A 22,863-nucleotide genomic window follows, 5' to 3' on the forward strand; every position below is an offset into this window, starting at 1 on the left:
ATTATGAATAATACTATTTCAGTAGCCCCCAAAAAAAGATTTCAGTACTCGCCGGAACAACTGCGAAGAATTGAGATGCTCAAGACAAAAACGGTAATGACCCGATATGTAACTGAAGGGCGCGATTGGTTGTATGAAGTATATGCTAATGCGAAGCTAGGACGAGAAGCAGAGCTTTATCGGATTATTGGACCGGCGGGCGTTTCGAAATCTACCACTATTGCAAAATTCATAAGCGAAAATCCGCGATTTGAAGACAGGTTTGATGAGAACAATAGGATTCTGAATGTACCGGTTCTAAAAATCGAGGTGCCCCCAGGAGTTGGGAAGAACGGATTGTATGTAGAAATTCTATCCCAATTGGGGTGGTCTTTTGCACAAATTCCGAGATCGGGAGACGCTATACGCGGAGCAGCCCGTAAGGCGCTTAAAATTCATCGAGTAAAAATGCTGGTCATCGATGAAGCGCAAAATTTAGTGTTCTCGCGCACTGAAAAAGCGATCATTACTGCCCATGAAGTTCTACGTGCGTTGATCAATGAGAATTCTTGTCAAATCGTTTTGGTCGGAGTGGAAGAATTAGCAAGCGTAGCAAATTGTGATGGTTCAAAGGCCGTTCAGGCAGTGGAAAGACAGCTTGAGCGAAGACTTATGGGCACTCTTTATATGCATCCTTATCATGCAAATAACGGTGCCGATTTTCAAGAATTTAGCAAGATTATTAAAGCACTTGAACGAGTTGTTTTTGATCAACCTGAGTTGTCCAACTTATCGCAATACACAGAGGAGTTTTTTGAAGCCACAAATGGGATTTTAGCAGACCTTGTGAAACTTCTAACTATCGCAGTGAAGTTAGCTTTTAAAGAAGGTCGCGAGTACGTTACTAAAAATGATCTTTTATACGCTTACGCAGAACGACTTGGCGGTAATAAAGCAAATCCATTTGGCGTTCCAGCCTATGCGGCCAAGATCATAAACTCTTCACGTAATAGTCATGATGATTTGTCCGATTTGACATCGCTCTGGGGAGAAAAGCGTGTGCCAAGTTCGGATTTTAGCAAATGATGAAAACTCAAAATATAGATATCGCGCCGTTTACTGTTTGGTGTTCAAAGCTAGAAAAGGATGAGCCGAGTTACGCATTTTTAGCTCGCAACGTAGAACAGAACACTGCTCAAAGTCCGGGTTCACTTTATGCTGCACTGGGGCACCGCGGTAGCCACATTAGCTGCGTTTCACCTAAAGTTATTGCTGATCTAACACGTAGCAATTTGGAAGACATTGTCGATGCTTCTTTCATCGATAGTAAGGATGAAAGTGTCAGCATAATATTTGGGGAGCGTATTTCACGAAATCAGTGCACCGTAAGTACTCGTAAATGGTGTCCCCAATGTTTGCGAGAAGGCCGGTACCACAAATTTGTATGGGATTTAAATGCCATAAACAGCTGTCCCTGCCATCAGGTTGCGCTCAGTAACATTTGCGACTGTGGCAGGGCTGTTCACTGGAGTAACTCATTTGTATGTATTGCAGCGTGCGGATGCGAGCTTGATGAGATCGCGGCGCCAACCCGGCATGTAACCGAAACGGAGCAGGCTTTTTCGGCCTATATAGGTGGCCGTCTACGATCATCCCGACGTATAAAAAACGCCTTGCTTGATGAGCTTGATCTCAATGTTGCTATACAGGTCGTGGAAAATTTAGGTCGTTATCGATTGGCGCCGAGTAAAACACTCAAAGCGGCTCATCAAACCTATACAAGGGCTTATGTGTGTGCTGCAGGCTACGCCGTAATTTTAGATTCAGACGTTGAGTATGGAATCTTGCTCGATACAGTGCTTAACGACGATCGAATTGGTGATTTTGCTAAGTGGGGGCTTCTGGCAAGTTATGGTGAGTTTCGCCAGTGGATAACTGAATTGTCAGACAACACCCAAATTAAACATGTACTGCATGAGGGTATGCTGAAGCACGCCCAGAAAAACAAACTTGTAGTCTCGAAGAGAGCGACTGACAGCAGCGGTCAACGCATACAAGTTGACCGGTTTACACTTCAGGAAGCCGCTACCTATTGCAGTGTATCGCATAAGCGTTTGAAGGAGGTCGCCATAAAGCTCGGGTATATTCCGTTAAACATAGGATCTGGGATGCCCGTTACATTGCGTCGAACGCAAGTGGAGGAAATCTCTCAGCGATTGCAAAATCGCATCAATGCAAAAGAACTCGCGGGCCAGCTTTGTATTGATCGTCACGCGATAAATCGCTTGCGAAAAGCAGGACTGATCAAATGCTTTGGTGAAGAAGTTGGTCTTGAGGTCAATCAACAAGGGTCTCAAGTTTGGAATTCCTACTCATCGAATATAGCAGAACGGTTCATAGCGGAATTAGACCAAACGTTGCGACGTGGAGACCAAAAAGACCTGTCCGATATTCCAACGGCCGCTAAAAATCTTCGATGTTCTGTTCAGCGCATTGTCGCATATTTGAAAGAAGGTCGACTTCATGTTCGTGAGATTTTTGAGAGTGCAGAAGGGTTGAAGCGGCACCTAATTTCACGATCCGAACTCCGGCGATTAGACTCAAATGATCACCCAAATGGTATGTCGTTGAGGCAAGCAAGTAGGGAGCTAGGTTTTAATTATGGAACGATAAATTCAATGCGTAAATACTCGCTTGTAAAAACCATTTCCACACCTGGAGCACATAGGGTCAGTACAAAAGAAATTGAGCGGGTTAGAAGGACCTTTATGGTAGCGAATGAAATTATTAAAACTTATGATGTACCCAAGCAGTCCAAAGCTGTGACAAAGTTACTGAACGTCCTAGGCGTTGCCCCATTTTTGGATGGTGATGATGTTCACCAGAAAGTTTACCTCAGAGTAGATGTTCATCGAGCATTAAAGTCGTATAACCAGCAGCGTGTTTCGTTCTCAATGGATAAGCCACTCCCTATTAGTAGTGCACGAAAAGCACTTTACATTTCCAACGGCCAATTTTCATCGGCCCTGATCAAGGGCGAGTATCTTAATGTTAAATCTGAAGGTCGATCACAAATTGTCGAACCTGATGAGTTGCAAAGATTTAAAAGGCTCTATGTTACGACCGCCGAACTGGTGGAAAAGCTGGAATTAGGACGTTCACATACAGCAATTCAAGAGCTGAAGAAACGTGGTGTAAACCCCGTGTGCACATTGGCTTCACATAAAGGCATCATGTTTCTTCGTGAGGATGTAAAGAGGGCGGGTATGGATATTTAGGCTCGTACGCAGAGTAATTTTTTTGAACTGTGCAGATTTCCTAAGCATTTATGCATGGATTTAAGCGTTGGCTGGTTTAAATATTTGTCATTACGACGCCAATTGCCGCTTGTATGTAATTTTAGAGCGAGTATCTAATTAGGCTTCGGAAGTATTGAATGCGGCGATCCAACTTGTTGTCCTCAAATGGGGCGTCGAACTATAAAATCTTTCCTCGGTAGTCTGTGACGAGCCACCTACGCGCTGGTGGATAGCGCCACGAAGGCTGACGACCAGCATCTTACCATGAGTATGCTCGAACGCTACAGGCGTTAGGCCGTCGGCGGGGATGAAATTGCCGATTGGTGGTGCGTCATCCTGCATTCCGCAACTATTCCATTCTGGTTTAGCGCGTTTTCGTGGCACATTGTAGAGTGAACTATCAATCTGCTTGCGAGCAGTGCGTGCGGCGTTCACGAGCTCATCACGTTTAAGTGCGGTTACGGTCTTGATGGTCTCATCAATATCATCATGATTAATATCATGAAAGACTTCGTTTAAGTGATTAAGCTGGGCAAAAGAGTGCTCCACGTCGTTGAGAGGCGTAAATACTTCGTAGACACGAGTCACACCGTTACGCTGACGTTCAGCTTCCGCTGTTGCGATTTCAAATTCCACTTCGGATGCTGTTCTAAAATCGCGGTCTCTGTGAATGACTATCCTTACATCGGGCCGAATGTCTGCAATCATATTCGCTAGGAGTCTTGCTGCTGGAAGATTTCCACACCCATTGTAAGAAAGTACCGCCAAACTATCAGGAGCCCCGTTGGCTCTGGCTAGAGTTGTTACTGGATGGGTTATTTTGTCCTCTGTCATAAGGATTACAGGGCGTGCAGGATCGAATACATCGCCACCGGCAGATAATGCGCCAAGTGTCATTAATATAGGGATCGCCGGACGTTGGGTGGCGTCAACGGGAACCTTTTCTCCCTCACTCATCCATGCCAGCGCGGCTTTCTCGTCAAACATAAGACGTTGTATTAGTTGTGGTGAATGGCTGGCAAACAAAATACGTGTGTTTGTTTTGGCTGCAACTCCTCTCAGTGCTTCGTAAAGACGCGACTGACTATCTGCGTGAAGATGCGCGTCAGGTTCATCAAGAAGCAGAAGGGGGGGCGCGTAAAAACAAGCGTAAGCGACAATTTGAATAACCTGCAACATACCGGTTGACGCCATGTCAATAGTGACCCGTGAACCCGGGCTTTCAACATCGACGTTCACGTAACGGTCTTTGTGCTGGTCATGATTAACAATCACGCGAGCCCCTGGATAACATACGTCTAGAAGTGATGAGAAGGTTTTCCACCCACTCTCAGGCAGCTGTTCGATTTCACGATCTTGACGCCAAATCTCCATTGCTTCTTCATTTAAATCGCGTGCAAATAAATGGTCGAGCACGGTGCGAAGGTAGAGGTTTGCATCACCATGCATAATAGCTGCATCCATTGCTCCCTTAGTTCGCCACTCTTCACGTATTGGAATGCCTGATAATCCAGGTGTCAAAATAGAAAATGGTTTATCGCCATTTGCTAGAGCTGCAGCAAAACTGTCGATTCCTGTTCTTGTTATTGCGATGTTTGCATTCTTCCCACGTCGGATATCAATCTTCACCCACAGCTCTTCTTCGGTTTCTAAGTCAAAGCCGTCATATTTAATTGAAAACCCATTATATTGAGTTGCCCCACCCCCGCGTCGAAGGTCAAGTAGGCGTTCTGTTGGGCGAAAGAGCACGGCATCGTTAGAGACGGTGCCGGAAAATTTAGGAGTGCCGTTGTTGTTTCGTCCGAGAAAAGCTGCCTGTAAGATTGATATGCCGAGTTGTGCAGCCTGCAAGGCGCTGCTCTTGCCGCTGGTGTTTCCCCCAATGAGTGCGGTTAAAGGTTTCAAATCGATAGTAAGTGTCTGAATCCGTTTGAAGTCGGTAATTGTGATCCTATCGAGCCTAATAAGCATTTTTTGCCGATCTCATTATTGCATAGTCACCTTAAGTAAGGTGCTACTCATAGCAGCGTGATCAGCCTTATGACAATGGAACTACTAAGTTTCGCAAAATTTCTGCTAAAAAAACTATAGGCTTGTCGGTCAAAGCTTCGAATTGCAATAGTCCCTTCAATGGGCCCCAATCAGTCATTTGCTACAACAGAGAAGACCGTAACTTTGGCTTAATGCAAGTTCTCATGCTGTTTCAACTTCAATTTTTCTTTCAAGAATACTAAACACAAACGTCATTATCTCAGATCATATGCTAAGTTGAATTTGGCTTGCCGCCGCAGATAAGCTGATCATTTCACCTTCCGGCAAAGACACGCGCGACGATTTTAAGGACTGTTATTTGTACGCCGCGCGCTTTTTTATAATATGCAACTAACGTGCGTGGACTTTGATTTTACGTCGAAATTTCGTTTTTTTTGGCAAGCTTATGGGTGAAAAATCACAGGAGTTGGCAGACTTATGGGTGAAAATTGACTAACTTATGGGTAAATGTTGTAGGGTAAGTTATTGATTTTTATAGGGCGCCTCGACCAACTTATGGGTTACTGCACAGAGCCGCCAAGCCAAAAGCGCGATTGAGAACGCACAAGCAGACTTTGTCGCGCAGCAGAAGAAATGATCAACCTCACGCGGAGGATGAGGCGCTAGGCTGAGATGGCCATGGGCGCCCAGTGGTCTGTAATGGCGCCATCTTCAAACACGGCAATGTCACCAAATTGCAGCAATACGGCTTCTGATTGGGTGGGACGTAGAAAGACAAAATCGTTAGCGACCAGCGGCACATGGGCACCTCCAACCAGTAATTCCTGGTTGGAGGAACGACCATAGGTCTTGTGATTAGACAAACCGGGTGGATCAACGGGCATCGCTTTCCAATAACCACCATGAATGAACACCCGTGTCGACAGGTTCGGGTTTAATGCGTTTTTGATCCGGTCCAGTTTTTCAATCACGGGTGTTTGCATCGGACCCATCACCTTGAGTGCAGGTGTTGCAATAAACAGGGCAGGCGCATAAAGCTTTAACAAATCTGTGTCGAAATCTGTGGGCCGCACCAACGCCGAGCCGACAGAAACCTCGTTCAAAATCTCTGTATCTTTGTGCAATTTGAAGGTTGGGCTTCCTGCGCCATTGCGGATCATCTTTTGCACATGATCGGGGCCAAAAAGCGCGCTGGCCTGTGCCAATGCCGCACGGTATGTGCTAAGCGCTTTCGTCAATGCACCGCGGCGCATGCCAAAGGCTTCGGGGGCTTTGGCAACATGCGCGTCATACCCCATGAACCCATGTAAATTAAGATGTGCAGATTGATGAATGATCGCCAATGCGCGGTCCAATTCGTCACCAGGCACAAACCCGCCGCGATGAAGACCAACATCAAGCTCAAGCGAAATATCCAGCGTCAGGCTGCGCGCTGCGGCGAGTTCAGCATATTCCGCCAGCCGCGCATTGGTGTCGATCAGCCATCCAATTCGTCCCTTGGGCACACCGCCACTTTGGTTTGAATAGAATTTTGCCGCCGCCTGAACGGGGAAGGGTTTGCCCAGCAATTGATCTGCATCTGGAAAGGCTTCTGACACAGCTTCCAACATCGGGGCGTTGAATGTCATGAAGCGGTTGGTTTTCATTTCCGTCGCTACTTCCTTGAGAAGCGGAATAGACGGTAGCGATTTAGCCACAATCCTAAGCGCCATATTCGGCGCTAGATCTTGCTTTAGTTGCTCAAGGTTTTGCGATAACCGGTTGCGGTCCACGACCAAGATTGGCTGGGTCTGCCCTTGTGCTTTCAATGCCGATTGAAGGCGTAGAAAATACGCATCTCTTGGGCCGCTTTTGTCGTGCTGCAACATTGCTAACTTTCTCTTCTTACGGTGATCATAGCAGGCGTGCTTCAAGCCAACGTGACATCAAAAACCTTTGCCAGATGTTCGTTAATCAAACGGCCCTTAGGGTCAAGTTCGCTACGCAATCTTTGGAAATCACCAAACCGTGGATAAAGATCTTTGAGGTCGCGTGCACCCAGACTATGCAGCTTGCCCCAATGAGGGCGGCCTTGATGGCGACGGAAAATAGGTTCGACATGTTTAAAGAACCAATCATATTGTTCCGTGTGGTAGGCATGAACCGCAACCGAAATCCGCGGCGCACCCTCAAACGGGCTGAGCCAGCCGGTATCAGCCGCTGTTTTACGCACCTCGATGGGGAAAAAGACATCCGCTCGTTCACGTTCAATCACAGCGATCACTTCTGCCAGCGCGTCGATCCCGTGTTGAACAGGCATGTGGTATTCCATCTCGTTAAAGATAGTATTGCGCACATTAGCCAGCAACTCAAAACTTGTTCCAATCTCGACTTCGGTTTTATTGTTTTTCACGAACCCGTTCAGCAGTTTCCGGCGCAAACGCGGGAACCTTTTGGTCGCATTACGCAGCCATCTAAGTTGTTTGAGGGCCGCCTCATCGTCACTGCTGCCTTCGCACATGTTGGGCTTTGTTGTTTCCTCATGGGTCAGCGAAAGGGCATAGTCACAATACGGCAATACGAAGAACTCAAAGTTACGGTGGGTGTTCCAGAGATCATGGGCGTCGGCCATTAAGTCTTTGAGCTTGGCCGTCTTCGCCGCACGGTGCAATTTGAACGCAGGCCGAACCGACATTTCGGCCTCTGTCAAAATGCCCAGTACTCCCATAGAAGCACGTGCCGCATCCAGCAGGTCAGTATCCGATCCTGTTTCAATCACATCGCCCTGTGCTGTGACCAATCTCGCCTGACGCATTTCTCCTGCCAAGCATGGAAAGTTCTGACCTGTGCCATGGGTCGCTGTCATCGTTGCGCCTGCGAGCGACTGAACGTCAATATCACCGAGGTTTTTGAATGCGAGGCCGTGTTTTTGCAAACCTTTGGACAGTTGATTTAGGGAAGCTCCTGCTTGCAGCCGCACAATATCTTCTTCGCCGGACGTGCGATGACCAAGAACGCGCCCCTCCATTTCATCCAGTGAAATCAGAGTTTCATCGGTTGCGCAAAGCCCCGTGAACGAATGCCCGCTGCCTCTCACCCTTAGCCGGCCAGTGCTTTGCGCGAGCGCTGATGACAGGGCTGTTTCGCTTTTCGGCTTTAGTATTTGTTCCGGTTTAGTGACAACGGAGCCTGACCAATTTGTCCAAGTCATTTTTGTCTCCTAATATAGAATAGTGCCAATAACTAAGATCAAATGGCTGCAGTGAACTGTTTGCGATATCTCTCAAGCGAGTTTCTGCAGCATCATGGCTGGGCAATTGATTTTAAACAATAGTAAGAGGAGTATTTTCAATTTATATTGCTGCTATGATTGAGTGGATGTTGCCAGATTGCATTTTGTACTAGCGTATGCAGTATCTGCAATTTTTATGTGCAGAGTGAAGCAATTTGGCGCAGCTTTTATGGCTTAATAACGAGCAAGGCAGCTTAGGCGCATTGTGTTGAAGGCAATATGTGCGTTTTACCCAAGGCAAATGCGTCATGGGTAAAACAGTTTTAAAGCTGCAAGCAACCGATCGCTCGTATCGGTTAATTTGCACAAAATAACGTTTTAGGCGGCAACCGTTTTTTGGGTTTGAGTGCCCAAACCTTCGATACCTAATGTCATTTTATCGCCAGCTTTCAAGTAAATCGGATCAGGCTTTTGTCCCATGCCGACACCAGGCGGTGTGCCTGTTGAAATAATGTCACCTGGGTGCAGGCTCATAAATTGAGACAAATAGGCGATCACATGGGCAACTCCGTAAACCATCGTTGCCGTAGAGCCGTCCTGCATGCGTTTTCCGTTTACATCCAAATACATGTTGAGTGCTTGCGGATCTGGCACTTCATCACGCGTAACCAACCATGGGCCAATCGGACCAAAAGTATCGGCAGATTTTCCTTTAACCCACTGTCCTGAACGTTTGATTTGAAAATCACGCTCTGAAAGATCATTGATAACGCAGTAACCTGCCACATGCTCAAGTGCGTCTTCTTCCTTGATATATTTAGCATGCTTGCCAATCACGACACCCAGTTCAACTTCCCAGTCAGTTGCAGTAGAGGTGCGCGGAATTTCAACATCATCATTGGGTCCACAAATAGCTGATGTTGCCTTAAAAAAGATGACGGGTTCTGGTGGTACATCCATGCCGGATTCAGCCGCATGGTCCGAATAGTTTAGGCCTATGCAAATGAATTTGCCTACATTGCCAACGCATGGGCCGATACGGGGTGCGCCATTGGCCGTTGAGACCAGTGGAAGAGTATCAACATCAAGCGCTGCCAGCGCTTTTAGGTTCTCATCGCTTAATGCAGCGCCGGCTATATCATCAATATGATTTGATAAATCGCGCAGATTCCCATCAGCATCCAGCATTCCTGGTTTTTCGTGGCCACGATCGCCATAACGTATTAGTTTCATTTTTTCCTACCCGTTAGTTGGACCAACCACCGTCAATGATGTGTGTTTGTCCCGTTGTAAATGCGCTGGCATCGCTTGCTAAATAAAGGGCAAGAGATGCAATTTCCTCTGGTTTGCCCACCCTGCCGATCGGTTGGCGGGCAATAAAATCTTTCATGGCCTGTTCATAGTTACCTGTCGAGCGCAGTCGCTCGTGCAAAGAAGGGCTTTCAACCGTTCCTGGGCAAATAGCGTTGCAACGAATGCCCTTTGTAATAAAATCAGCAGCAATTGCTTTTGTAAGCCCGATAACGGCAGCTTTCGTTGCGCAATAGGCAAAGCGGTTGGGAACCCCTTTGATGGATGATGCAACGGACGACATGTTGATAATCGAGCCGCCACCATTCTCAATCATATTCGGCAGAACATGTCGGCAAAGGCGGTACATCGATTTCGTGTTCAAATTAAATGAGAAGTCCCAATCATCTTCGCTGCAATCGAGTATCGTGCCTGCGTGAACAAAGCCTGCGCAATTAAACAGCACATCAAGAGTACCGATTTTTGCCATTGCATCATCAACGGCGCGCTTGTCCGTCACATCCAGTTTAAGAGCCGTGACATTGTCTAATGCAGATAACTCCTCAAGCAATTGCGGGTTAATGTCGGCAGCGATGACGTTAGCTCCCGCGCGGCTAAAGGCCTCCACTGTTGCGCGGCCAATTCCTTGACCCGCAGCTGTGATTAAGCAGGTTTTTCCATCAAGTTCGTTTTTGTTTGTCATGGTATATTTCCACCTATTAGCTTCGTATCAATTGCCGCGATACGTGTTTTGAAATCTCAGATAGCATGCAGCCAATTTCCGTAATTGTGCATTCGCAAGTCGCATTGTTTGTATAAGGAACGGTGAGCGCGCCGATCACTTGTCCAGATTTTGAAACAAGAGGAGCGGAAACATCAATAACGCTATCCATTAACCGGCTATTGAATTTCAGATAGCCATGAATTTGTAAGTCGCTTCGATACGTGCTGAGTTCATCTTGCGAAAAGGATGGATTTCTCTTTTGAATCTCATCAGAAGTTCTGCTCAATTCTTCCGCACTCATTGAACACAGCATCGCAATACCAGAAGCTGTAACCTCCAAATCGCGCCGTGAGCCAACGGGGACTGAAATAGACAGGCGGTCCTTCGGTTCCCACCGCCTGATGACAATCATTTCGTCGCGGCTCGCAAAGACAAGTTGGCAAGGCACGCCAGTGGTTTTGGTCAAATTATCGGCAAGAGGTGAAACGACTTCGAAAATATCATTTATCTGAGGCTCTTTCAGCCCCAACTCAAGCAGTCTGCCTGAAATCACATATCCTTGCGGTGTTCCTGCTTTCAGCAGATACCCTTCCATCTCCAGAACAGCGATTACGCGGAATATTTCATTGCGCGTGACATTGAGCTCTTTTGCTATTTCTTGGGTTGTGGATGGTCCGCCGCAATCACTCAAATATTCCAGCACACGCAGACCTTTGCTCAAGGCCGGTGCAGAATATTGGGCGCTGTCTTTTGTAGCAGACGCTTGCTGAGGCTTGTGTATTAAATTCATATTTAACACACTGCTTCATATTTGAGTAAATCGCAAGAGCGTTAAACTTGTGATTGGTATCTAGGCTAGAGCTCTTTATCGCAATTGCGTTGAGGACAGGTAATAGCTTGAAAATCCTACGATAATCATGATTTCTAAAACGACGATAATATCCAAATAAGTGGAAAATGGCTGTTTGACTGTTTTGTGGCGAAGCATATGGCGCGCTAAAAGTGCTGCTGGCCACCCGCCAAACAGAGATAATTGCAGCAATGTTCGCTCTGGAATACGCCGTGCGTTTTTAGTGCGCGAACGTTCTTTGTCGAGCCAGAAAATAAAAAATGTAATCAGCCAAATACAGATCAAATAAAGAGCCGTAGCACTGGCGATAAACGGTAAAGGTAAGTCTATCATTTGCTTTTCACGCAGAAGCACCACCTAATGTCTTGCTATTGTTATGTCGGCTTTCTATTTCATAAATATCAGAAAGCAAAAACAGTGATTATTCACGGAGGAACTAAAATGGGTCTATTTGATTTTGTAAAGAGTGCTGGCAAAAAGCTGGGCTTTGGCGATGACGATGCTGATAATGCACAAGAGTTGAAAAAAGAACTCGATTCACACAAGCTCGGCACAGACGCTGTTCAGATTGAAATGAAGGGCGATACTGCGATTATTCGTGGTGCGGTTGAAGATCAATCAATCTTTGAAAAAGCAGTGGTCGCAATCGGGAATACGCTCGGTGTGTCCAAAGTTGAAGCTTCTGAGCTGAAAGTAAGCATTCCATCAAGCGGAATGAAACTCGACAGCAGCGTTGATATCAACAGTGTGATTGCTTCTGCTGAACCTGCAAAAGCGCCTCGTTTTCACACCGTTGAAAAGGGCGACACTTTGTCGGCTGTTTCGAAAAAAATGTACGGTACTGCAAATAAGTATCAGATAATTTTCGAAGCAAACAAGCCGATGCTTTCTCACCCAGATAAAATTTATCCAGGTCAGGTGCTTCGTATTCCAGAAATTGACGCAGCTTAATTTCTAAAAACCTTCGAAAACCGGCGGGAATTGCCTTTCTCGCCGGTGTTTTTATAAATACTTGTCATTGAAAATCGACTTTGTGCTTCAAATCTTGGCCAATGTTCATTAGACAGCATTAACTGGTTTAATCCGGTGGCTTTGTGCCGCGTTTACGGAGAATAAAATGTCAAACTCATCCCGCAGCCCTAAAATCATCACTGTCTTTGGTGCTTCTGGCTTTCTTGGTCGTCATGTAACGCGCGCGCTGGCAAAGCGTGGATATCGCGTACGCGCCGCCGTGCGCAGGCCAGACCTTGCTGGACACCTGCAGCCCCTTGGTGATGTTGGACAGATTGCAGCCGTGCAAGCAAACTTGCGTCATCGCTGGTCGGTTGAGCGCGCACTTGATGGTGCAGATGCGGCCGTAAACCTTGTTGGTATTTTGTTTGAAAGCGGCAAGCAGAACTTTAATGCTGTGCAGGAGTTTGGCGCAAAGGCAGTCGCGCAAAGCTGTGCTCAGCGTGATATTCCGCTCGTACACATCTCGGCCATTGGTGCCGATGAGAACAGCAATGCTGATTATGCCCGCACCAAGGCACGCGGCGAAAAAGCTGTGATGGATGCACTGGGCGACAAGGCGATCATAATGCGCCCATCAATCATTTTTGGCCCAGAAGATAATTTCTTCAACCAATTTGCAAATCTCGCACGCTATTCACCCGTCCTGCCTCTCATTGGCGGCGGCCATACGAAATTCCAGCCTGTCTATGTGATCGACGTGGCCGAAGCGATTGCTAAGGCCATTGACGGCGAATTGAAGGGCGGCCAGATTTATGAACTGGGTGGCCCAGAAGTGATGAGCTTCAAACAATGCATGGAAGAAGTGCTTAAAGTCGTCGAGCGCAAGCGTATTTTGGCGACTGTGCCATGGGCTATTGCACGCCTCAAGGGTGCAATTCTCGGCATGCTGCCTAACCCACTTCTAACAAAAGATCAGGTTATCTTGCTTGAAACGGATAATGTTGTATCGGCTGACGCTAAAGCGCAGGAGCGCACGCTAGAATCAATGGGTATCAAGCCATCAAGTGTTGATGCGATCTTGCCAACCTATCTTTGGCGCTTTCGCGAGACAGGCCAATTCCGCAACCCTAATGCGATATCCAAAGATAGCTAAAATTGGTGGCTGCCAACATGCAGCTACCTGAACTAGCTCATCTGATACCGGATAGTCTAAGCATAGCGTCCGCTGTGCTTTTGATTACAGCAAGCTTTTTTACATCAGCAATTACCGCCGCCTTTGGCGTCGGTGGCGGCGTTGCCATGTTAGCGCTTATGGGCACTTTGATGCCGGTTACGTCCCTTATTCCTGTGCACGGCCTTGTTCAATTGGGATCAAATACGGGGCGCATGTGGCGTATGCGCATGTTCTTAAACAAGCGTGTTCTGCTGTTCTTTATGCTAGGCGCTGTGCTTGGCGCATTGTTGGGCGGCTCATTGGTTTTCGCTATACCCGAAGCCGTGCTCAAACTAATGCTGGGGGCCTTTATCCTGCTCGTGACGTGGACGACATTGCCCAAATCAATCAGTAGCTCGATGACCACGATTGGTATTGGCGGCTTCATCACAACAATATTGACGATGTTTCTTGGCGCAAGCGGTCCGCTGGTTGTTGCGCTATTGGCCAAGACTTTTGATGAACGCAAACAATTGATCGCCAACTCAGCTGCGGCGATGACTATTCAGCATGCGTTAAAAGTCGCAGCGTTCGGTTTCTTTGGCTTTGCCTTCGCACAATGGCTGCCTTTGATCATGACGATGATGCTCACCGGTTATCTGGGCACAATCAGTGGCGGCAAGCTTTTAGGCGTCATGGACGAAGGTCTGTTTCGTACCATTTTCAAAATCGGCGTTACGCTCTTGGCACTTGATATGATCCGTCGTGGTCTTGGATTTTAGCCGACCAGCCAAAGTCCGATAAGGCCTGCAGTTCCGATAAATATACGCCACCATGCAAAAAGAGCAAAACCGTGCTTGGACACATAGTCGAGCAAATAACGCACAACAATCACAGCAGAAATAAACGCGGTAATAAAGCCCGCAACAATCAAGGTGATGTCATCGGCAGTTAGCAAATCATAGTTTTTATAAAGATCAAGCGCGAAGGCACCAGCCATTGTCGGCATCGCAAGAAAGAAAGAAAATTCTGCCGCCGAGCGCTTGTCGGTCCCCATCAGCAATGCACCTGCAATGGTTGCGCCAGAGCGTGATGTGCCAGGAATCATAGCAAGACACTGGCAAAGGCCGATTTTAAAACAAAGCGATGGTGGATATTCCATGATGTTATTATATTTTGGCTTGAGCGGTAGCTTATCAATCCAAAGCAAAATCATGCCGCCAACAAGCAATGCGATACAAATCGTCATCGGAGATTCAAACAAAATTGTCTTGATAAATCCATGCGCCAACCCGCCGATAACAGCTGCTGGTAAAAAGGCGAGTAAAATTCCTGCGACAAAGCGCTGCGTTTTAGGATCGGATGGAAGGTCCGTTGTTATTTTCCATAGCCGCGCGGCATAGACCGATAATATTGCTAGAATAGCGCCGACTTGAATGAGAACTTCAAACGTCTTGCCTGTTGAATCAAAACCTAAAAAGTGGCCTGCCAACAGGATATGTCCGGTAGAAGAGACAGGTATAAACTCTGTGAGCCCTTCTAAAACACCTAAGAGCAGCGCTTGAACTATTGTCTGATCGGCCATGATCTAATCCCAAATTTAGCTTTGCTTGCATCCAATAGACGGCAAGTTCTAAATAAGCGACTAATATTTCCAATGGTCGTTGGTTCGAGCGCGTTTTTGCTCAATCCTGCAGTCGCTTTTTAATGAATGTCGTCGTAATGACCTATTATGAAAAATATAAACAATTATGATGTGATTGTACTGGGCGGCGGTGCAGCAGGATTGATGTGCGCGATTGAAGCGGGTAAGCGCGGCCGCCGTGTTCTCGTCATAGACCATGCTAAAGCACCGGCTGAAAAAATCCGCATTTCAGGCGGCGGCAGGTGCAACTTTACTAATCTTCATTCCAGCCCAAAGAACTTTCTTTCTCAGAATCCGCATTTTTGTAAATCTGCGCTGAGCAATTATTCTAGTGCTGATTTCATTGCGCTTGTTAAGCGTCACAAGATAGCATTTCATGAGAAAACACTTGGCCAGCTATTTTGTGATAATTCGGCTAAAGACATTATCAAAATGTTGCTTGTGGAAATGGCCGCAGCCAAGGCCGAGCTCTGGCTGGAAACAAGCATTGAGCATATTTCCAAAACCGAAGACGGTTTTAGTGTTGAAACAAGTGAAGGTGTTTTGAATGGGCAAAGCTTAGTTGTCGCAACCGGCGGCAGGTCCATTCCCAAAATGGGAGCGACAGGCCTTGGCTATGACATCGCGGCACAATTTGGGCTGGCTATCGTTGAACCGCGCCCTGCGCTCGTTCCTTTCACCTATACATCAGACATTGCAGAAGCATGGAGTAAACTGTCTGGCGTTGCGTTGGATGTACGTGCGACGGTTGCAAAAACCCGTTTTGAAGAAGCAATGCTTATTACCCATCGCGGGTTAAGCGGGCCTGCAATATTGCAGATTTCATCCTATTGGCGCGAAGGCGGCACAGTTGAAATCAACATGTTGCCAAAGATAAATATCGCGGAGGAACTTACAAAAGCACGCCATGAAAGACCAAAGGCGACAATTGTAAATCTGTTGTCAGATTTCTTGCCGAAAAGATTTTCGCAGCACATTGTCGAGCATCTCGGCATGCGCGAACAAAAGCTGGCCGACCTATCTAAAAAGACCATTCAGATTTGTGAAGATTATATCCATAGGCATCCTTTTATGCCCGGCGGCACAGAGGGCTACCGCACTGCGGAAGTGACACTGGGAGGCGTTTCGACCGCTGAATTGTCGCAAAAAACGTTGGAGGCAAAGTCGGTGTCAGGGCTATATTTCATCGGCGAAGTTGTCGATGTTACAGGACACCTTGGCGGGCACAACTTCCAATGGGCATGGTCATCGGGTTACGCGGCGGGCCAATCTGTCTAGGGATTGGCTGTGGGTGTTCTATGGTGATGTGCAGCAAATCGGGGTCAACGTAAAGCGATAGTCTTAATGGTTTAAACGCGAAAGTGCAGCAATGGCGAAACGAAAATCTGGAACGAAGCTACCTTCACCATATTTGAAGAAGTTGACGCTCATGCGCGAGAAGCTGGTTGGAAAGTCCGGTTATCCATTTAATTTGCCTTGGCTCGAAAATCAGAATTTTGAACTCGAATTCACGACGCCGATCACGATTATTGTTGGTGAAAATGGAACTGGAAAATCAACGCTCATTGAAGCGATTGCAACAATATGCGGCTATGATGAAGCTGGCGGTGGCAAAGGATACATGCCCGTAGATCACTCGAATGCACTAGACAAAAGTGGCTCCGAACTTGCCACAATATTGCGCGCTGCATGGTTGCCAAGAGTAACAAATGGTTGGTTCTTCAAAGCTGAGTCGTTCTTTTCTGTCGCCCGATATCTCGATGATGCTGCAAGAGAAGATCCTGGCGGCGGGCCTCCGCCTGACTTTCTTTCTTCCAGCCACGGCGAAGGTTTCATGCGGTTTTTTGAAGAACGCATGTCACGCCAAGGCATTTACTTCATGGATGAGCCAGAAAGCGCATTGTCGCCGAGTAGGCAAGTCGAACTATTGCGTATTTTAACCAGAATACATCATGACGCGAATGCGCAAATTATCATGGCAACCCACTCGCCCATTTTGATGGCGCTACCCAATGCGCGTCTATTGGAGATTGGTCGTTTGGGACTACGCGAAACGCGTCTCATGGATACGTCACATTTTAAACTTTATCAGTCTTTGACGGCTGATCCGGAACAATTTATTTTAGATGAATTACATCGCGGTGATAGCTAAACTGTTGATGTAAAATGCAATTTAATGCGCAATAAAGTGAACTTTCGTTTGCAGAGCTGCACGCATTGCGAAATCGCACTCACTTCAAAATTCGTGCGAATCAGCTGTTTAAATAAATATCAAGGTTCATGTGGTTAGATTTAGTTTAAATCGGAAAACGGTGGTGAGCTTTTTGCTTTGTCGTTAACCCCAAAAGCTAAGGTCCATGAATGGCTTACCCATGCCCGACGAACGAGTTCGAACGACTTAAAGCGCTGAGAGCGACCGGTATCATGAATACGGGATCGACACCGGAGTTTGATGCGATTGCTGAACTCGCAACCTCAATATTCGACACCCCTATGTCGGTGGTTGCCTTTATTGAAGATGATTTTCAGTGGTTCAAAGCGCATCTCGGACTTGATATTGAGCAGACCAGCCGCGAAGTCTCCTTTTGTAAATACACAATTCTTCAAGATGAAGTTTTGGTTGTTAATGATGCAACCAAGGATGAGCGATTTAAAGATAATCCTCTCGTCATTGGTGAGCCAAATGTGCGCTTTTATGCAGGCGCGCCCATTTCACTGGATGGGGAAACTAATATTGCCGCGATTTGCGTTATCGACACGCAGCCGCGCATTGCCAGCGACGAACAAATTGCTCAACTAAAAAAACTAGCCAATATCGCTGCTGCTTTAGTGCGGGCTCACCAATCTGAGAACGAAGCCAAAACACTCGAAATGAAAGCCCGCCAACGCGGTAAGCTTCTTTCTCAAACAGCGCGAATATCTAAAATTGGCGCTTGGTCGTTAGACACGAATACATTGACCGCGGAATGGTCATCTGAGACGTATGCAATACATGAGCTAACGACGAACGAGCCGCCCAGCTTAGATGATGCTATTTCCTTCTATCCGGAATATGAACGTCCAGGGCTCGTCAAAAAAATAATAAAATGTGTCGATCACGGTGTTCCTTTCGAAATTGAATGTGATTTCATCACGGCACTTGGGAACAAACGCCGTGTTCGTTGTTTTGGAGAAATTGAATATAGTGAAGATGGGACGCGGTGTCTGATCGGCATCATAAAAGATATTACTGACGAGCACGAAAATGCCAAGAGGCTATGGGATGCTGCGCATATTGATGCTTTGACCGGCATCGCCAATCGTTTAGCGTTCCAGCATAAACTCGATAGCTTGTCTGAAAGATCAAGCGATGACGACGACAATTTCAAAATGCTTTTGATCGATCTCGATGGGTTCAAAGATATCAATGATAGCTTTGGTCATTTGGCGGGTGACAAGATCCTCTGTACAATCGCAAAGCGTATTGAAGATACCATTCCTGAGAATGCACTTTGCGCGCGCCTTGGCGGTGATGAATTTGCAGTCCTTATGGGGGTGCAAAATGAAATGCTGAAACCTGAAGATCTGGCTTCTGAATTGATTGAAGTGATCAATTTGCCCGTGCCCTATGAGGGTCATGAGATTAGTGTTGGTGCGTCGATCGGCATTTCTCTAACATACCAAGAAACGCGATCCTGTGAAGAATTTCAGCAGCAAGCCGATTTGGCATTATACCATGCAAAGCAGACTGGCCGCGGTGTTTGCGAAACCTATAATCCAAGCTTAACCGAAGCTTTTGAAGAAAAACGACAAGCATTTGAATTGGTGAAAGAGGCAATTCATGAGGGAAGATTGCTTCCGCATTATCAGCCAATATTCGATTTAAGCTCGCAGCGAGTAAAAGGCGTAGAGGCGCTTGCCCGCATTCAAAATAAGGATGGTTCAATCGTTGGCCCAGCGAAATTTTGGCATGCTCTGTTTGAGCCCAAAAGTGCTTTAGCTGTCGATGAAACTATTCTGGATATCGCGCTTCGTGATTTTGCAGAATGGAAAAGTAAAGGGCTCGATATTGATTTTATAAGCATCAATGCCTCCTCTTTATGTATTCAATCGATGGATTATGTTGAACGTGTTTTAGAAGCATTGGCGCACAACAATTTGCAGCCACATCACTTAAAAATAGAAGTCGTAGAGAACATATTTTTAGACGATGCGGATTCTAAGATAACGCATGTGTTGGAGCGCCTTTCAGAAGCTGGTGTTATCATTGCGCTTGATGATTTTGGCACTGGATACGCGTCGCTTAGCCATTTGCGAGATTATCCCGTTAATTGCATCAAGATTGATCAGTCTTTTGTATCAGGCCTTGGGGAAAGTGCAGGCAATACAGCCATTGTGCAAGCGCTTGTAAGCTTGGGAAAATCCTTAAACTTGGATATTATTGCGGAAGGAATTGAAACCCAAGGTCAACTGGATTTCATGTCAGCCGTTGGGTGCACATTTGGTCAAGGGTACCTCTTTTCTAAACCGATATCCGCCCATCAAATGTCCGATTATTTGAAGCAGGCGAGTTTTCCTTTGGTAGGCGACACCAATCTGTCAGTTGCAGGTAAGTGCTGAAAGCTGCAAAAGGCCATCGTAGACGTGTAAGGTGCATCATCCGCAGAGTGTAGGCCGGAGCTTGCCAGCTCCAACCTTCATTTGACCATGTTGTTTACCCGTTCACGGTGCCAAAAGTTGCAGCGTGACGGTTCTCTGCCTCGGCGTTGCGCAAAAAGTTGACGCGGCTTACTAAAACCTCGTCCGGAACTTTATAATCATGTAGCGATGGTCTGGTGACCCGCACGGTCTATCCAGTTGTGCCACCGAAAGTGGAGTACCGGCTGACGGACCTTGGCTTGGGGCTGATTAAAGCATTCTGTGGTGTATGGCAGTGGGCGGAGGCAAACTTTATCGCGATTGAACAGGCCCGCAAGGATTATGCTGAAAAGCAGAACCAATAGTAATCTTATTTAAGGCCCCGTGGAGGCAATGCCTAAATTGGGCACTACGCGTTTAAATCCAATTCTTAAACCCTTTCGATCGGATAAGTCAGGCACAAGCTATTCGAGAAACCATGCAGGGTATTCACGCATTGCGTGTTACGCAAACATACCTGCGCGCGATGATGCACGCCTGTTCCCATACTGATTGGACCTAACATGCAACTTCCTGAATGGACAAAACCAGCGCTTCTTGGCGCGGGAGCTGGCGCAATCGCACTAGCCGTCATTGGATTCAACTGGGGTGGTTGGATGACAAACAGTTCGGCTTTAGAAATGTCAAACGAGCAATCCACTGCAGCAATGGTTGCCGCACTAACCCCTTACTGTATTCAAATGTCAAAAGATGATCCAAAGTCTTTCAGCGTGCTTGCTGAGCTTAAAGAAGCCAGCAGCTATAAACGACGTGGTATTGTTGAAAAGGCCGGATGGGCGACACCTTTGGGTGCTGAAGAACCTGACCGTGATCTTGCAGAAGCTTGTCAAACAGCACTCGAAATCGACGCCTGATAGACTTCTAAATACGTTTTATGTTCGTCAAATATACGAAACGTAAAGCACACACGCATAAAGCTGGGCTAGCCAAGTGGAGCTGGCCACAGCTGTTTGAGCAGCACTGTCAAATCAGGAATTTGATAGCCGATGGCAGATTTTCAAATTTATACTACTTTTAGGCACACATCCGGCACAGCTATCCAGCCAACATCCGCCTGAAGAGCAGATCACGCACCTCAAAAAGCATTTCATCTAATTTCTGCAATTGCAGCAAAGCTCAAGCTTTGCTATGGCTCACGCGTGCGGCGATATATTCGCACCTTACGATCCTCCCTATCAAGCACGGCTGACGGTTTGTGCGAGCGCAATCCAACAGCGACCATAAACGCGTTCGTTTCAAGAGTCGCTGGCGAGCTTCATGTTTCCGATTCATCTTTACTCATCCGGATAGACAGATTGCGCCACGGCGTTGCTGTGAGTCAATGCAACATCAAAACGAACGTAGGAAGGGTAGTGAGTCGGGAGTTTAGATGAGCTGAAGACGGGTTTGCGATATCATCATGCCCGTTACCTGCATATTCCAAACTTTCGTAAGGATTGAAAAGTGTCACCGAGGAAATTTTGATTTGATGCGACAAACCGGCAGGCGCTCCGGAAATCTATCGGATTTATTGAATGGTAAATTAAAACAAGAATTATAATTACCAAGGTAATGTAAAAAAACTTCTTCCGCATTTGCAGATAATAATACAATTCAAAACAAATGTCACATATGTAAACAATTAGTGTCCGCTTGAGAAGAATGCCAAATTGTCAGAACAAGCACAGTGCAATGTCTTTGTAAGTGCTTTCTATGCGCGCCTAAAACTTCGTTGAGATAAGAGTAGCTGGCGACCGTTTGAGTTTGTCTGAGCAATTCATCATCGAAAAAAGCGGATCACGCCACGAGGCTAGGTTGAGTCGAAAATACAGCAGTCAACAGTTCTAGGTAGGTGCCACACATCCGGCACAGCTATTTAGCCAACATCCGCTTGAAGAGCTGATCACGCACCTCAAAAAGCATTTCATCTAATTTCTGCAATTGCAGCAAAGCTCAAGCTTTGCTATGGCTCACGCGTGCTGCGATATATTCGCACCTTGGCACCCGTAGCTCAGCTGGATAGAGCGCTGCCCTCCGAAGGCAGAGGTCTCGCGTTCGAATCGCGACGGGTGCACCAATCTTTTCAAGGGCTTGCTAGGTTTTATGTTTTATAAACATATAAAAAGTAACCTCATAGTAACCACTAGGCAAACAGCTTGGCGGCGGTGTTTTCCTAGTTGTTTCAATTTGAAATAATTTAAGTTAGAGAAAAGTATGCCGCTTGAGAGTGAGCGACTGGCCGTCCAGTTGCACTTCAAATGTGTTTTCGCAGATTTCGACAGACACATTTCCATAGTGCATCTGCTTGTGGTGGTTGGCGCAGAGCGTCATGATTTTCGAGGCCGCGAGTGAGCCGATCTGCAGTTCCGAGACGGGGGTGACGTGATGAGCTTCCAGATAGGGAATTCCGTTTTTTTTCAGAAACGACAGCGGGTTCGCACCTTGGGCTGCGCATATCTGACACTTGTAGCCATTCGCTTTCTTGACGGCCTTGCCAATCGGTCAACGTTCAATGGCAAAACTTGTCTTCAGCTTGGCCTTCGGGGTTTCGCCGAGCGCCTGGCGTTCCAGTTCAGCCATTCTTGCCAGTTCACCGGCGAAAGGATTGGAATCCGATTGAGCCAGGTCAGCTTGATCAACTGCCTTGAGTGAAAAGGCCCAAGTGCGAACAGCGCTCTCGTTTTCCCGCAGTTCCTGCTTCCATGGGATGTTGAATGTCACTCAGATCTGACCCGGTAGAGGTCAGGATTGTCACTGAGAAATGCCCCATGTGCAACCTTGCCCTTGACCAGATTTGTCGGGGGTAATTGGAGTGATAGACATGGGATTTTTGAGCATTATTCGACGGTGGGCCTTGAGGGAAAAGATGCCTATTCGCGAGATTTCACGGCGGACCGGGCTATCTCGCAACACCATCAGGAAGTATCTGCGAGCTGACATAATTGAGCCTAGCTTCAAGGCGCCGACGCGACAAGGTAAGTTGGATCCGTTTGCGGAGAAACTGTCGGGTTGGCTGCTTACGGAGCAGCGCAAATCGCGCAAAGAGCGGCGCACTGCCAAGCAGCCTCTCGTGACATTGCCTCTGGCAATGCACTGTCAGCCAGTGGGTG

The 22,863-nt window shown here is 46.9% G+C and carries 19 protein-coding genes, 1 tRNA gene and 1 pseudogene; 12 read left to right on the forward strand and 9 right to left on the reverse strand.

Features of this window, described 5'->3' with window-relative positions; translation table 11 throughout:
- Positions 1-3 precede the first annotated feature (3 nt).
- Together N530_RS0109220 and N530_RS0109225 are read left to right on the forward strand one after the other, a co-directional pair.
- A complete protein-coding gene (locus N530_RS0109220; RefSeq protein WP_026480470.1) occupies positions 4-1,065 on the forward strand; it encodes a TniB family NTP-binding protein in 1,062 nt (353 codons plus the stop codon).
- Complete coding sequence (locus N530_RS0109225; RefSeq protein ID WP_026480471.1) at positions 1,062-3,257, forward strand: TniQ family protein; 2,196 nt, start codon at positions 1,062-1,064, stop codon at positions 3,255-3,257. Before N530_RS0109220 ends, N530_RS0109225 begins: the two co-directional genes overlap by 4 nt.
- A gap of 138 nt (positions 3,258-3,395) precedes the next feature.
- Here N530_RS0109225 and N530_RS0109230 read toward each other — a convergent pair whose 3' ends face one another.
- The 7 genes from N530_RS0109230 to N530_RS17765 all read right to left on the reverse strand — a co-directional run bounded on the left by N530_RS0109230 (position 3,396) and on the right by N530_RS17765 (position 11,678).
- Positions 3,396-5,249 (reverse strand): AAA family ATPase, encoded by a 1,854-nt coding sequence (locus tag N530_RS0109230; protein ID WP_026480472.1) that lies wholly within the window; start codon positions 5,247-5,249, stop codon positions 3,396-3,398.
- Positions 5,250-5,932: 683 nt separating this feature from the next.
- On the reverse strand, positions 5,933-7,138 hold the full coding sequence (locus tag N530_RS17755) for an alanine racemase (RefSeq protein WP_051540863.1): 1,206 nt from the start codon (positions 7,136-7,138) through the stop codon (positions 5,933-5,935).
- A 41-nt stretch (positions 7,139-7,179) separates the two neighbouring features.
- Positions 7,180-8,460 (reverse strand): D-arabinono-1,4-lactone oxidase, encoded by a 1,281-nt coding sequence (locus N530_RS17760; protein ID WP_051540864.1) that lies wholly within the window; start codon positions 8,458-8,460, stop codon positions 7,180-7,182.
- Positions 8,461-8,859: 399 nt separating this feature from the next.
- Positions 8,860-9,714, reverse strand: a complete 855-nt coding sequence (locus N530_RS0109245) for a fumarylacetoacetate hydrolase family protein (protein ID WP_026480473.1) — start codon at positions 9,712-9,714, stop codon at positions 8,860-8,862.
- A 13-nt stretch (positions 9,715-9,727) separates the two neighbouring features.
- Positions 9,728-10,474, reverse strand: coding sequence for an SDR family oxidoreductase (locus N530_RS0109250; RefSeq protein WP_026480474.1), 747 nt, complete (start codon positions 10,472-10,474; stop codon positions 9,728-9,730).
- A gap of 16 nt (positions 10,475-10,490) precedes the next feature.
- The gene (locus tag N530_RS0109255) at positions 10,491-11,285 is read right to left on the reverse strand and encodes an IclR family transcriptional regulator (RefSeq protein ID WP_026480475.1); all 795 of its coding nucleotides are present in this window, start codon (positions 11,283-11,285) and stop codon (positions 10,491-10,493) included.
- Positions 11,286-11,360: 75 nt separating this feature from the next.
- On the reverse strand, positions 11,361-11,678 hold the full coding sequence (locus N530_RS17765; protein ID WP_051540865.1) for a DUF1294 domain-containing protein: 318 nt from the start codon (positions 11,676-11,678) through the stop codon (positions 11,361-11,363).
- A 108-nt stretch (positions 11,679-11,786) separates the two neighbouring features.
- On the opposite strand from N530_RS17765, the gene lysM reads away from it, so the two are divergent.
- The 3 genes from lysM to N530_RS0109275 all read left to right on the forward strand — a co-directional run bounded on the left by lysM (position 11,787) and on the right by N530_RS0109275 (position 14,234).
- The gene (gene lysM / locus N530_RS0109265; protein WP_026480476.1) at positions 11,787-12,296 is read left to right on the forward strand and encodes a peptidoglycan-binding protein LysM; all 510 of its coding nucleotides are present in this window, start codon (positions 11,787-11,789) and stop codon (positions 12,294-12,296) included.
- A 166-nt stretch (positions 12,297-12,462) separates the two neighbouring features.
- Entirely contained in the window at positions 12,463-13,452 is a 990-nt protein-coding gene (locus N530_RS0109270; protein WP_026480477.1) for a complex I NDUFA9 subunit family protein, read from the forward strand.
- A 17-nt stretch (positions 13,453-13,469) separates the two neighbouring features.
- The gene (locus N530_RS0109275; protein WP_026480478.1) at positions 13,470-14,234 is read left to right on the forward strand and encodes a sulfite exporter TauE/SafE family protein; all 765 of its coding nucleotides are present in this window, start codon (positions 13,470-13,472) and stop codon (positions 14,232-14,234) included.
- On the opposite strand, the gene N530_RS0109280 is transcribed toward N530_RS0109275, so the two are convergent.
- Positions 14,231-15,037 (reverse strand): undecaprenyl-diphosphate phosphatase, encoded by an 807-nt coding sequence (locus tag N530_RS0109280; protein WP_026480479.1) that lies wholly within the window; start codon positions 15,035-15,037, stop codon positions 14,231-14,233. The genes N530_RS0109275 and N530_RS0109280 overlap by 4 nt on opposite strands.
- A 147-nt stretch (positions 15,038-15,184) precedes the next feature.
- Between N530_RS0109280 and N530_RS0109285 the strand changes: the two genes are divergently transcribed.
- The 6 genes from N530_RS0109285 (at position 15,185) to N530_RS0109310 (ending at position 21,830) form a co-directional block, all read left to right on the forward strand.
- A complete protein-coding gene (locus tag N530_RS0109285) occupies positions 15,185-16,375 on the forward strand; it encodes an NAD(P)/FAD-dependent oxidoreductase (protein WP_035266752.1) in 1,191 nt (396 codons plus the stop codon).
- 91 nt (positions 16,376-16,466) lie between these two features.
- A complete protein-coding gene (locus N530_RS0109290; protein ID WP_026480481.1) occupies positions 16,467-17,249 on the forward strand; it encodes an AAA family ATPase in 783 nt (260 codons plus the stop codon).
- Positions 17,250-17,458: 209 nt separating this feature from the next.
- Positions 17,459-19,696 carry an EAL domain-containing protein gene (locus tag N530_RS0109295; RefSeq protein WP_081773934.1) on the forward strand — a complete coding sequence of 746 codons (2,238 nt, stop codon included), beginning with the start codon at positions 17,459-17,461 and terminating at the stop codon, positions 19,694-19,696.
- 215 nt (positions 19,697-19,911) lie between these two features.
- Positions 19,912-20,079 (forward strand): helix-turn-helix domain-containing protein, encoded by a 168-nt coding sequence (locus N530_RS17770; RefSeq protein ID WP_247869182.1) that lies wholly within the window; start codon positions 19,912-19,914, stop codon positions 20,077-20,079.
- Positions 20,080-20,277: 198 nt separating this feature from the next.
- Positions 20,278-20,628, forward strand: coding sequence for a hypothetical protein (locus N530_RS0109305; protein ID WP_026480483.1), 351 nt, complete (start codon positions 20,278-20,280; stop codon positions 20,626-20,628).
- Between the two features lie 1,125 nt (positions 20,629-21,753).
- Positions 21,754-21,830 (forward strand) — tRNA-Arg (locus N530_RS0109310).
- A 425-nt stretch (positions 21,831-22,255) separates the two neighbouring features.
- Here N530_RS0109310 and N530_RS0109315 read toward each other — a convergent pair.
- Positions 22,256-22,474 carry a hypothetical protein gene (locus N530_RS0109315; protein ID WP_026480484.1) on the reverse strand — a complete coding sequence of 73 codons (219 nt, stop codon included), beginning with the start codon at positions 22,472-22,474 and terminating at the stop codon, positions 22,256-22,258.
- A 100-nt stretch (positions 22,475-22,574) separates the two neighbouring features.
- Between N530_RS0109315 and N530_RS0109320 the strand changes: the two are divergent.
- Positions 22,575-22,863: pseudogene (locus N530_RS0109320) on the forward strand (hypothetical protein); the annotation flags it as partial.

The sequence above is a fragment of the Ahrensia sp. 13_GOM-1096m genome, assembly GCF_000620605.1.
GTDB classification, from domain to species: Bacteria; Pseudomonadota; Alphaproteobacteria; order Rhizobiales; family Rhizobiaceae; genus Ahrensia; species Ahrensia kielensis.

Bases quoted from the DNA above. Each gene is read 5' to 3' on its own strand.
- N530_RS0109220 (WP_026480470.1), top strand. From the start codon at position 4: ATGAATAATACTATTTCAGTAGCCCCCAAAAAAAGATTTCAGTACTCG.
- N530_RS0109225 (WP_026480471.1), top strand. From the start codon at position 1,062: ATGATGAAAACTCAAAATATAGATATCGCGCCGTTTACTGTTTGGTGT.
- N530_RS0109230 (WP_026480472.1), bottom strand. From the start codon at position 5,249: ATGCTTATTAGGCTCGATAGGATCACAATTACCGACTTCAAACGGATT.
- N530_RS17755 (WP_051540863.1), bottom strand. From the start codon at position 7,138: ATGTTGCAGCACGACAAAAGCGGCCCAAGAGATGCGTATTTTCTACGC.
- N530_RS17760 (WP_051540864.1), bottom strand. From the start codon at position 8,460: ATGACTTGGACAAATTGGTCAGGCTCCGTTGTCACTAAACCGGAACAA.
- N530_RS0109245 (WP_026480473.1), bottom strand. From the start codon at position 9,714: ATGAAACTAATACGTTATGGCGATCGTGGCCACGAAAAACCAGGAATG.
- N530_RS0109250 (WP_026480474.1), bottom strand. From the start codon at position 10,474: ATGACAAACAAAAACGAACTTGATGGAAAAACCTGCTTAATCACAGCT.
- N530_RS0109255 (WP_026480475.1), bottom strand. From the start codon at position 11,285: ATGAATTTAATACACAAGCCTCAGCAAGCGTCTGCTACAAAAGACAGC.
- N530_RS17765 (WP_051540865.1), bottom strand. From the start codon at position 11,678: ATGATAGACTTACCTTTACCGTTTATCGCCAGTGCTACGGCTCTTTAT.
- lysM (WP_026480476.1), top strand. From the start codon at position 11,787: ATGGGTCTATTTGATTTTGTAAAGAGTGCTGGCAAAAAGCTGGGCTTT.
- N530_RS0109270 (WP_026480477.1), top strand. From the start codon at position 12,463: ATGTCAAACTCATCCCGCAGCCCTAAAATCATCACTGTCTTTGGTGCT.
- N530_RS0109275 (WP_026480478.1), top strand. From the start codon at position 13,470: ATGCAGCTACCTGAACTAGCTCATCTGATACCGGATAGTCTAAGCATA.
- N530_RS0109280 (WP_026480479.1), bottom strand. From the start codon at position 15,037: ATGGCCGATCAGACAATAGTTCAAGCGCTGCTCTTAGGTGTTTTAGAA.
- N530_RS0109285 (WP_035266752.1), top strand. From the start codon at position 15,185: ATGAAAAATATAAACAATTATGATGTGATTGTACTGGGCGGCGGTGCA.
- N530_RS0109290 (WP_026480481.1), top strand. From the start codon at position 16,467: ATGGCGAAACGAAAATCTGGAACGAAGCTACCTTCACCATATTTGAAG.
- N530_RS0109295 (WP_081773934.1), top strand. From the start codon at position 17,459: ATGGCTTACCCATGCCCGACGAACGAGTTCGAACGACTTAAAGCGCTG.
- N530_RS0109305 (WP_026480483.1), top strand. From the start codon at position 20,278: ATGCAACTTCCTGAATGGACAAAACCAGCGCTTCTTGGCGCGGGAGCT.